Genomic DNA, 11,110 nt, shown 5'->3' on the forward strand with positions numbered 1-11,110 from the left:
TTTGTTTTTGGGATCCGTCAGCCCGCCAGCGTCGTGGACCCATTAACATCATACCAAGGAGTCTTTTTCTTTCTCAAATCTCGTATTTCTTCATAATAGGAATGCTGCCCGTTAGCTCAACGAGGCTGCCGTTTCATGCCGGCAGCCTCGTCCTGGTGATTATTGAGCTATCGTGTCCCGTTAGCTCAATGAGCCGATGAGCCTGAATCAATCATTTCATAAAGCACTAAATCTTCATAAACCTCGGACTTTAATATATGCCTAGGAAGTGTTTCTTTAAACTTCATGCCAATTTTACTCATTACTTTGTAAGAAGCCGGGTTTTTTGTCATCGCAGCGGCGTAAATGCGATTTAATTTCAACTCTTCAAAACCGAACTTAACTATTCTTTTGGCGGCTTCTGTAGCAAAACCTAATCCCCAAAATGGGCGGCCTACCCAGTATGCCAACTCTGCTTGATTATCTGATATGGCTACACGTAAACTAGCGCAGCCTATTAATAAGTTATCTTCTTTTTTGATTTATGCAAAAGAAAATATTTCGCCTCTTTGCGCCGCATTACTGGTACGTTCAATCCAGCCCTCTGCGGCTCCGTCTGGATAGGGATGAGGAATAGAAAGGGTAGTTCGTGCAACCTCTTCATCTCCAGCTAATTCTTGTACCGACTTCGCGTCGGTTATCTTAAATAATCGTAGGATTAACCTTTCTGTTACAAAATTGGTTTTTAACACGTTCTTAACCTCCTTCTTTTTGTACCATATGTATTATAAAATACCATATTTATCCTAAAACTATCTATCTCTAAATGCCTATAAACAACAACATATGCGGTAATTAGTAATATTGCGATAGATAAAATCAGTGCTGCTATCCCTCTCAAAGCTGATATCCAGCCTTTAATACCTGACATAAGACGCCCATCTTCCGTTTAGTCAGATTTGTATAGGTAACGTTACGATTCCGTTAACGTAGTTGGAATTAAATGGGTGTAAATATTTCCGAGATCATGAAGCGGACAGATTAAAGACGCGGAAAGACCGCCAAGCTGGCGGTCTTTCCGCACTTCACGCCTTATTTTTGGCTGAAATCGTAATAGAACTTCGGCCGTTCCCCGAGAAGGACCTTGTAGATGTCGTAGTTCGTCTGCATGGCGCCGGACAGGAAGGACTTATACGGACGGTCCGTGATGTTGAGGACGCCCGAATTATAGCGTTCCGCCCATTCGCCGGTTCCCTGCCAATATCGGCCGAGAGGGGCTTGATCCACATAATTAAACCAATGGGCACCCACGACATAGCCGAGACTCACGGCGCCCTCCACGTAATTGCGGTAGCGCATGCCTCTCTGGAACTGGTTCACGGCCGCATTGGGCAGAAGAGGCTGCAGCCCCTGCTCCGCCGTGCCGTAGCCGAATTCGCTTAACAGAATCGGTCTGCCGCCCGATTTCGTATAGACTTCCTTCAGCAGATCGGCCTCGATTTTATAGGAGTAATAGTTAATGCTGATCACGTCGGAATATTTTCCTTCGACCTCCGCCATCACGTCGCGGAACTTCGCATTGTGGAAGGAGGTCGTGATCCAGCGATCCCCGAGCAGCAGGTGGTTCGGATCGTATTTATGGTACAGCCGCGAAACCGTTCCATAGAACGTATCGAGGTAATACCGGAAAAACGTATCCATATCCGCCCAGGACTGCGACGTTTTCACCGGAAGCTCCGCTTCAAGCAGATCGTTAAAGGAGGTAAAGCTTGTGCCCCAGTTCCGGTTGAACATATCGATGGTCTGGTGTTTATCCTTCAGCATTTTGACCAGACGGCCTTTAATGGCGGCGGAGCTGGCCTTCAGCTTCGGCACGTTGGAATAAAATTTGTGAAAATCGTATTCGTTGCCGATGAAATAGCCGATCAGCATCGGGTCGTTCTTGTTCGGCGGCAGCGCTTTTGCAAACGCCTCATCAATCTTGGCCGCGGCGTCAGGCGCGAAAATATCGAAGATCGAAATCCCGTCCAGCTTCGCTGAGTCTATGTCCAGCGGAAGCATTCGCGTGTAAGGGAACTGATTCTCATTGCCGAATTTCTCGGGCGAATAGCCCCCCGCGCTGTTAAAGCCCCATTTCTTCAGCCGCCCGACCGCTTCCGTATAGAAGGAGCTCTCCGTCGGAAACGTTCCCGTTTTCCTGTATTTATTCGCTATATAGAACGAGAAACTGCTGTGATCGGGCGAGATGAAAGCCGGCTTGTACGTTCCCTCGTAGGGAGGGAGCGATTCAAACTGCTGCTCTCGGCCCTTGACCATCGTATAGGTTTCATGGGGGGTGATTCCGTTCATGCCCAGGCTGAAGAAAATGTCGCCGCTTGGCGTCTTCATCACCTTCCGACCGTCGAGCTGCTGAATCGCGAAGTAGCCGGTGCCTTTCAGGCCGTATTTGGCCGCGCTGCCCGCCAGTCCGCCGTAACGGTCCAGATCCGCCAGCGGCTTCAGGCTGTCGTAATAGGAAGCATCAGCCTGGGCATCCGCTTCGAACTCCTGCTCGCTCGTCACCTTTTCCGGAAAATCCGCGGTAACTATCTGACCGAACCTGTCGACCAAAATATCGCTGCTCCCGTTGAGCTTGGTTTTGCGGATGGGACTCGGTTCCAGGCCGTCTTTCACGGCATAGGTTTCGAGCACGCTATACCCCGTAAGCTGGAACGTCCCGGTGTAGAGCTGAAACGCAGGGGCGTTGTCCTTGCGGTAATAGATTCGGGCCCCTTGGGTCGCCGAAGACAGCTCGACCTGAAGCGATTCGGCGTTTCGGGTCGACTTGACGTCGACGGAAGTGGTGCTTCGATTGATCGATACCCTGGAAAGCTGCGGCGACCAGGATTTGGCGGCTCCGTGCTGCTCGATTTTCAAATAGCGCATCCCTGCCGGTAGCGAAGAAGCTTCATAGGCGTACTGCTGCCAATCGCCTGAAGGATTGCCGACCGGATAGGTTTTGAGCGGTATTTCCTGATACGTTTTTCCGTCCGCCGAGGCGAACATCTTGCTCTTTTCCAGCTCAATTCCGGTAAAAAAGTAGCTGTAAAAGAGCACAGAAGCGATATCGTATTTCGTATGGTAAACAATGCTTCCCGGCGCCGTCGACGTTCGCGCCATCCGTTTCGCATCGCTGCCGAAGTAAGCGGGATGGTCCGTAGCGATGTACATATTCGCGCGGCTCGTCATCAGTTTGAAGCTTTCGAGCGGATCGTAAAGGCCTACGGACGGCCCCGGCGGCGATACGGACCCGACCTTATACTCGTAAACGGAAACGCCGCTGACTTCCGTTTTGCCGGAAGAGGGATGGTATACCGCGCACGTCTTCAACTGAAGCCCTCCTAGTACCGGAATGGGCGAAGTATACGGCTTGCGGGTGGACGATGTCCGGGGATCGCTGCCATCCGTCGTGTAGTAGATGGTCGCGCCTGGTTTGGCGGCGCTCAGTATCGCCATGCTTCCGTACGGAACGCTTCCCGAAGGAAGGCCTGATGTAACGTCGCCCGCCGGAACCGCGGGCGGCATGACCGGTGTAGGTATAGCCTCCCCAGTGGCCGGGGGCGCTGCGGGTGCCGGCGCCATCGGCACGGGCGCCGCGGCCGGGGGCGCTGCGGGTGCCGGCGCTATCGGCACGGGCGCCGCGGCCGCCGACAGGCTGCCGGGAACCTCTTTTATCGACAGGTCGATTAAGGCGGCTGCTTCCTCGCGGGTCATCGCGTCCTTCGGTCGGTATGACCACACGCCGGAATCCTGGGTAACGTCCGAACCATACCAGCCGTGAGCAATAATGCCGCTGATTCCTTCCGCCGCCCAGGTATCCGGCTTATCGCTGAAATTCAGCGCGCCGCCCGGAGCGAGACCCTGTTTCTTGGCAAACCGCCATACCATAACCGAGGCTTCTTCGCGTTTGACCGGCTCATTCGGTGAAAAAGTCGTATCGGAAGTGCCGTTAACGATGCCCACCTGATAGGCGGCGCGTATATAGGCGGCTGCCCAGTGATCCCGGATATCCGGGAAGGGCGCCGGTCCTCCTTGGTCCTTCAGCTGAAAAGCGACGGTGACGAATTTGGCAAACTGGGCGCGGGTCAGTGTCTGTTTCGGACCGTAAACCCCTTCGGCGATTCCGTCCGTTATGCCAAGCGTTTTCAAGTCGTGAATATAAGCGAAATAGGGGCTTGTATCCGGCACGTCTTTAAATTCCGCCGTCGTTGCGCTGATTCCCGTGCACTGCAATGAAGCAAGGGCGATCATCGCGGCGGCTGCAATCGAAAATTTTCTCATTCCGGCTCCTCTCTTACTAAATTTTCCTCTTCATTATAAAGATCGGGACTGTCCAAAGATATAAGGGGGGTGAAAAAATGATAATTCACTCAGAAATTTTCCTTTCAAATTCCAGCGCGGTTTCCAGCCGCAAATAAAGAGACCGCCGCGGCGGTCTCCGTGAAAGCCTTCCTCCAATACAAGCGGCACTGATGCCTCCCTAACTGATGTTCCTCGTTTCGCGATAATCTGACGGGGTCGTGCCGGTGAATTTCTTGAACACCATGATAAAATGCTTGAAATCCTTATACCCGACACGCTCCGATATTTCGAACACCCGCTCTTCGTTGCTGCGCAGCAGTTCCTTGGCTCTCACGATCCGTAGCTCGTTCAAAAATTCGTTGAAGTTGCAGCCCGTTCCTGCTTGAACAGCAGGCTGAAATAGTTGGGGTTGATATGGATAGTTTCCGCCACCCCGGCCGCGCGCAAATCCCGGTGATAGTTGCGTTCGATGTAGTTTTTTGCTTTCTCGATCAGGCTGCGGCTGCGGCCTAGGTGAGCTGAAGACTGTCCCCAAAAGCCATTCCGGATGGCTCTTCACCCGGATGGCTTTCAGGAAAGCCCTTTTTCGGGCTTTCGGGCTTATCCCCCGTTCTCGTGAATCGCTTCCAGACCGGTATTGACGGTTTTCATGATTTGGACCATTTCCGTATAGGGTTGATCCTGTTGGTTGACGAGACCGAGATTGAAATTTTCGTTGTCTCTCCGCCCGGTAACGGCTTGATCGTAATAAGAAAACCAACCCGAGCCGACAAATAGCGGGTTCGCCGCCTGACCTTCGACGAAGCTTTCGAATGCAAGCCCTCTCTCCTTGATGCTGGATACGCTGGTCAATGCGTTGACCGGCGATAAGCCGCGCTGCGGCGTGCTGAACGTAAATTCCAAGTTGAGAAGCGGCTTGTTGAACGATTCATACCGGGTGATCCAGTTTGGATCGTTCGTATAGTTATCGACGGAGAACGCATCCACAAAGTCCATCGCCGCGGAGTCCCAGTCGAGGCTGGTCCTCCAGGTCGGCACGACCGACGAGCCGAGAAACAGATGGTTCGAATCGTATTTTTTGATAATGCCTTTAACCGTCGAGAAGTGGGTGCGGGAAGCGAGCCGAATGTAGTCCGACACCTCTTCTGCCGGCACGTTTGCAATATTAATGGACGTATCCTTTAATGCGTCGAACGATTCGGCGCTGGTGCCGAGAACCTCGTTGACGGCGGCGATGTCGTTATTGTATTTGGCGGCGATATGGTCGACAAAAGCGTCTTTCGCCGCGGAGTCCGACCCATAGGTCAAGACGGTCTTGACGATATCGGCATTCCAGCCCGCTTCATTGTCGTACGTATAACCGATCAGCCACCGGTCGTTCTTTTTTTCTTTTAGCCGCGGCGCAAGCGCTTGTTCGATGATGGACGGCGCTTGCGGATCGAATACATCATAGGTCCATTGAATCCGCTTTAAATTTATCGGATCCTGCAGCAGCTCGATATACGGAAAATCGCTTATAAATCTCGGTTTGGTCCATTTGCTGAAGGCATTGAACCCCCAATCGATCAGCCGTTTTTTCGTGATGTTCTCCCATTTCGTCTCGAAGCTGCTGCCGTATTTTTTCATGACGTTAGCTATGAGGAAGCTGACCCTTTTGCCATTGATATCGTTGGCATAGGCCGGAGCATACGTGCCGGGATCGGGAAGCTCCTCGAAAACCTGCCTCGGCGTGCCATCCGCTTTATGATACGGCGTACCGTATCCCCATTCCCATATGCTCGCGGCATCTACCCCCTTCAGGAAAAATTTGTATCCGTCCGGCGTAATGAACCACCATTTTCCGCCGATTTGCTGCAGCCTGAAATAATCGGTGCTTACAAATCGCCCGCCGCTCTTGATCCCGCCGTACTGGTCGTACTTGCTCCGGTCCGGCTTTACATTCGCCAGCGCGCCGGCCTCCGCCGCGTATTCCTGCCGCAGCTGATCATCGGACGTCACCTTGCCGTCCCACGTTTCATAAATCCATTGTCCGTACTTATCCACCATCATGGCGTCCTTCTTCAGCTCGGCCTGCATTTGCTCTACCGTATAGGGGGGACTCGGTAACGTCCCCTCTTCGCCCGTCCCTTTATTAATTTGAACTTCCGTCAGCGGGATATGCTGATAGGAATGCGCACGTCTCATATCGATCATGATAAACCGGGCCGTCTTGTTGCCCAGCGGCAAGTTGATCGAATTATTCAAGGAGGTTCCAATCCTCACATACTTGCCGGCGATATAATAATAGTCCGGCGTCTCTTCGTTCCGATATTTGACCGTAATTTCTTTGAACCCCCAATAGCTGTTAGGCGCGTTCATGACGACGTTGATAGAGTCAATCGGATAATCCTTCAGCAAGTCGATGACGACTTGAACAGTTCCGACGGCGGTCGCGCTCCCAAGCCATCCGGCATAGGTTGTCATTAAACCGTCCATAATGACGCCGTTCTCCGAAGATACGAGCCCCGCGGCTCCTTTATCCGGTAGTTGGCCCGCATCCGGAGCAATGCTGTAGTAATAGTTTCCGGTTTTCAGCAGCTCGGCTACCGCTTTCGCATGTTCCCGTTGAACCGAAACGGCCGGCACCAACATGACGAGCACCACTATCAGCTTTCCTACCCATCCCGCATTCCACTTCTTCCCGCTTCGCATCGCGGACTCCCCCTTTCATGATCCGAGACAAAACAAGACAAAATGATGCGTTAATCTCTCCTTAAATCATATGGATTCCTCCTTTCCCCGCGATCCATGAGCGAATCGGCTTGCGAACGATTGCGCTTCGTCCACCGGATCCAGCACCCGGTGCCGCAGTGACATGATCATTCCCCCCTATCCTTTAACCGCTCCGATCGTTATCCCTTTTATGAAATACCGCTGCAAGAACGGGTACAAAAAGATGATCGGCCCAATCGTAATAACGACTGCCGAAAGCTGCACGCCTGTAGCGGAGACGGGAATGTTCACGTTCGTGTTCAAATAGTCCAGATTTTGCGAATTGGATACGATTCTGCGGAGCATCATCTGCAGCGGTTGGATATGCGGATCGTCGATGAACATGAGCGCGTTAAACCAGTCGTTCCAGTACGAAAGCGCGTAGAACAACGCGATCGTCGCAATAACGGGCATGGAGACCGGCCAAATAATCCGGTAAAAAATATATAGCTCGTGAGCGCCGTCCACCGTTGCCGCTTCATTAAGTTCAAAGGGCAGCGTGCGGAAATACGAGGTCATGAGAAACGAATTGAAGGCGGAGAACAACAACGGCAGCAGCAATGCGAGCAGCGAATCCCGAAGGCCCAGCCAGTTGGAAATAAGCAAATAATAGCCAACCAGGCCTGGCGGGAACAGCATCGTGAAATAGATATAGAATGACAGCACATAGCGGTATTTGACTTTCGGATGAGCGACCACGTAGGCGAACATAGATGTAATGAGCACCGCTCCGGCGGTACCGACAACCGTAATGAAAACCGAGACGAAGCCGCTTTGATATACTTGGCTGCCCTGCAGCAGGAAGCGGTAAGCGTCGAGCGTAAATTTCGTCGGGAGCATTCGGAACCCTTGCACAATTTGGCTTTCCGCCGTGAACGAACCGATATAGACAAGCCAGAACGGAATGAAGCAAAACAAGGCAAACGCGCCGATAAAAACATAAGCGACCAATGAAACGGCAAGCTGGGACGTATCCCGCTGCTTCGCCAGCTTTATTTGCTTCGATCGACTCGCCAGGTTCGTCAGCTTCGTTTGATTTGCAGTCATATGCGGACCTCCTTTTCCGGAACTAAAACAGCTTCGAATCGTTGTCGACCCGGCGGACGACCCAGTTGAAGAACAGAATCGTAATTAAGCCCATAACGGATTGAAACAGCGCGACCGCGGCAGCATTGCTGTAGCTGTTCATATTCGTCGACCGGAGCGAACGGTACGTGTACGTATCGATGACGTCCGTTGAATTGAAGAGCAGCGAGTTGTCGCCGATAATGCCGTAAATCAAGCCGAAATCGCCGTAAAAGATACGTCCCAGCCCCAGCAGCGTCAGCACGATGATCGTTGGCCGCAGCAGCGGGAGCGTAATGTACCATATTTGCTGCAATCGTTTGGCGCCGTCGATTCTGGCGCTTTCAAAGTATTCCTCGGAGAAGCCGGTCAAGGTGGCCAGGTAGATGATCGAGCCCCATCCGGCGCCTTTCCAGATAAATATTATCGTCAGCAGGCAGGGCCAAACAGCCGGCGTCTGAAACCAATAAACCGGCTCGAAACCGAGCTGGCTGAATATCCGATTAATCATGCCGTCTTGGCCGTTGAAGAAATTTATGACCATCAGGTTCACGATCACAATGGAAATGAAATGCGGTAATATAACCAGCGATTGCGATACCTTCTTGAAATAGGCATGACGGATTTCATTCAGCAGCAGCGCAATGCATAAGGAGCAGATCGTGCCGGCTGCAATGAACAGCAGGTTCAGATAGATCGTGTTAACCGTCACACCTAGCCAGTCAGGGCCGGTGAAAAAAAATGTGAGATTGTCGAGTCCTATCCACTCGCTGCCCCACAGCCCTTTTCCCGGGCTAAACTGCTTAAAGGCCAACAGATGGGCTGACATCGGCACATAGGAAAAAGTAAAGACGTATACGACAACGGGAAGCGACATTGCGTAAAGCCATTTGTTTTTGCGGAGCTCTCGCCATATTCTCATGATCGGTTCCCACCTTTCGTTAAGGATGTACCTGAATGTTATGCTTAATCCGCTTCGAATGTACAGTCTTGTTTTTATCAATGAGTATGAACGGCCATACGCTCCGGCGGTATGAATTTTATTAACGGCGGGAGTACGGATTTTACCGCAGAAACTCCGCTCCGTTTGCGCCATGGACCGGTCGCCTTCATCCCCAAATCACTCCTGTAATTGAAATGGATGCAGTCATGTACCCTCAGAGTAAAACCCGGTTTGGGACTCAGAGTGATGATCTACCAAAAAAAGTCTCGGCCTGCGACCTGCAGTTCCTGTATGGAACAAACAGACTCACAGGCCAAGACATTTCCGTTCATGATGGTGACCGTCAGGCCCTGTTAGTACGGGACAGTCCTATGTGACGGTTGATCGTCAAAGAGCGCCGTCTGCACGCCGAGGGATGCGCACGTTGGATGATCGCCTACTTCTTCTTGCTTGCCAGATAAGCGTTCAGTTGCTTCTGAAACTCCGCTTGCACCTTTTTCACATTGTCGTACGCCGCTTTTTTAAACTTCGCGAGCCCTTCGTTCGGTTCCGTCACACCCATTACGAGCGGGTCGTAAAACTCGCTCCCCGCATTGTTCAGCTGCGCCACCTCGTTGGCTACCGGGCTCGGATCGAACGTAAAGCCCGCCAGAATGTCCGGCGTAAAATAGCTCGGATCCCGCTGCCACTGGTTCAGCGCGATAACATCCTTGGGCAAGCTGGCATCGATGCGATCCAGCTTCGGATTCCAGCCCCAAGCGAACGGAATGCCCGCATAAGGATTCGCCTGAATCGGTTTATAGAGCCCTTCGCCTGCATCCTCCCAGTTTTTACCTTTTATCCCGTACGCCAGCAGATCGTAATTATCCTTCTGGTTCAGCCAGTTCAGAAACTGAATGGCGCGCTCCTTGTTTTTACTGACGACCGGTACCGCGATGAAATTGCCCGCTTTGTAGGTCGAATTCAGTTTCATGTCCGGGCTATAAAGCGTGAACGCTTCCGCAGCCGCTCCCGGAACCGACTTTTCAAGCGTGGTGCGGGTGCTGAGATTGACCCCGAAATCATTGAAGGTGGATACCGCCGCCTTGCCTTTAGTGAACTCCGAATTGCGCAGCGTAAGGGCGTCTTTGGCCAATATGCCGTCCTTGTACAGCTTGTAGTTCTGCTCCAAAGTGCTCATGATGAGCGGGTCCATGTCGTCGAAAATATTGTAAACTTTACCGTCGTTCCCTTTCGTGTACAAGCCGGGGTAGTTAAGCACGGCCGCCAGATTGGCCGACGGGTCGAGCATCCCTGCCAGCTTTAAGCCGATATGCTCGCTGCCGTTAGGAATATACGGCGTCAAGCCCGGCTCCTTCTCTTTCACCAAATACATAAAGTCGATCAGTTCGTCATAGCTGGTGATCGGTTTGACGCCAAGCTTCTCCCGAATATCTTTGCGGATAACGAACGTCCACGGACGTATGAAGTTCACCTCTAGCGGAACCGCGTACAGCTTGCCGTTCACTTTGTTCGATTCCATCAGCTCCTTCGAGCGGACGGCCTTCATGTCGGGACCGTATTGATCGATCATTTCGTCCAGCGGCTGGTATAGGCCGGCGGCGATATTTTGCACCGGGTTGTTGTCCCAGATCAGATCGTAGTCCTCCGCGGAGGACAGCGAAACCTGACGCTTCTGGCGGACATCGGACCACGGGATAAACACGACGTTCAGCTTCACGTTCAGCGAGCCGGCCATTCGGTTCTCCGTCTCCGTCTTTACTTCATCCCAGTTCGCTGGCGGATCTCCGGGAAACATGATTTTGAGCGTTACCGGTTTTAAAGTTCCGGCCCCGGAAGCTGACGGATCGCCGCTTTCAGAGGGCCGTGTTGTCCCACCTGTACTGCAGGCGGACAACGCCGCCGCGAGAATAAACGATGCTAGCAAGAACCCTTTTCTACCGAATCTCATAGCCTAGCCCTCCCCATTGATCCACCGGACAGCGGTTACGGCATGCGGCAGATGAAGCTTCATGATCCGCTTGCCCGGCT

6 protein-coding genes and 1 pseudogene are annotated in these 11,110 nt (G+C 52.3%); all 7 read right to left on the minus strand.

What is annotated here, in order from left to right:
• Nucleotides 1-185: 185 nt before the first annotated feature.
• Nucleotides 186-731 (minus strand): annotated as a pseudogene (locus tag NNL21_RS35130) (GNAT family N-acetyltransferase).
• Nucleotides 732-1,071: 340 nt separating this feature from the next.
• Complete coding sequence (locus NNL21_RS35135) at nucleotides 1,072-4,299, minus strand: S-layer homology domain-containing protein (protein WP_204822798.1); 3,228 nt, start codon at nucleotides 4,297-4,299, stop codon at nucleotides 1,072-1,074.
• 199 nt (nucleotides 4,300-4,498) lie between these two features.
• The gene (locus NNL21_RS35140) at nucleotides 4,499-4,879 is read right to left on the minus strand and encodes a helix-turn-helix domain-containing protein (protein ID WP_204822797.1); all 381 of its coding nucleotides are present in this window, start codon (nucleotides 4,877-4,879) and stop codon (nucleotides 4,499-4,501) included.
• A gap of 41 nt (nucleotides 4,880-4,920) precedes the next feature.
• Entirely contained in the window at nucleotides 4,921-7,011 is a 2,091-nt protein-coding gene (locus tag NNL21_RS35145) for a hypothetical protein (RefSeq protein ID WP_204822796.1), read from the minus strand.
• 177 nt (nucleotides 7,012-7,188) lie between these two features.
• On the minus strand, nucleotides 7,189-8,118 hold the full coding sequence (locus NNL21_RS35150; RefSeq protein ID WP_204822795.1) for a carbohydrate ABC transporter permease: 930 nt from the start codon (nucleotides 8,116-8,118) through the stop codon (nucleotides 7,189-7,191).
• A gap of 22 nt (nucleotides 8,119-8,140) precedes the next feature.
• A complete protein-coding gene (locus NNL21_RS35155) occupies nucleotides 8,141-9,058 on the minus strand; it encodes an ABC transporter permease (RefSeq protein ID WP_204822794.1) in 918 nt (305 codons plus the stop codon).
• 457 nt (nucleotides 9,059-9,515) lie between these two features.
• Complete coding sequence (locus NNL21_RS35160) at nucleotides 9,516-11,030, minus strand: extracellular solute-binding protein (RefSeq protein ID WP_204822793.1); 1,515 nt, start codon at nucleotides 11,028-11,030, stop codon at nucleotides 9,516-9,518.
• Between the last annotated feature and the right edge of the window lie 80 nt (nucleotides 11,031-11,110).

The organism is Paenibacillus mendelii (genome assembly GCF_024498075.1).
In the GTDB taxonomy this organism is placed as follows: Bacteria; Bacillota; Bacilli; order Paenibacillales; family Paenibacillaceae; genus Paenibacillus_Z; species Paenibacillus_Z mendelii.

Coding starts and splice junctions, on each gene's coding strand:
- NNL21_RS35135 (WP_204822798.1), bottom strand. CDS start 4,299: ATGAGAAAATTTTCGATTGCAGCCGCCGCGATGATCGCCCTTGCTTCA.
- NNL21_RS35145 (WP_204822796.1), bottom strand. CDS start 7,011: ATGCGAAGCGGGAAGAAGTGGAATGCGGGATGGGTAGGAAAGCTGATA.
- NNL21_RS35150 (WP_204822795.1), bottom strand. CDS start 8,118: ATGACTGCAAATCAAACGAAGCTGACGAACCTGGCGAGTCGATCGAAG.
- NNL21_RS35155 (WP_204822794.1), bottom strand. CDS start 9,058: ATGAGAATATGGCGAGAGCTCCGCAAAAACAAATGGCTTTACGCAATG.
- NNL21_RS35160 (WP_204822793.1), bottom strand. CDS start 11,030: ATGAGATTCGGTAGAAAAGGGTTCTTGCTAGCATCGTTTATTCTCGCG.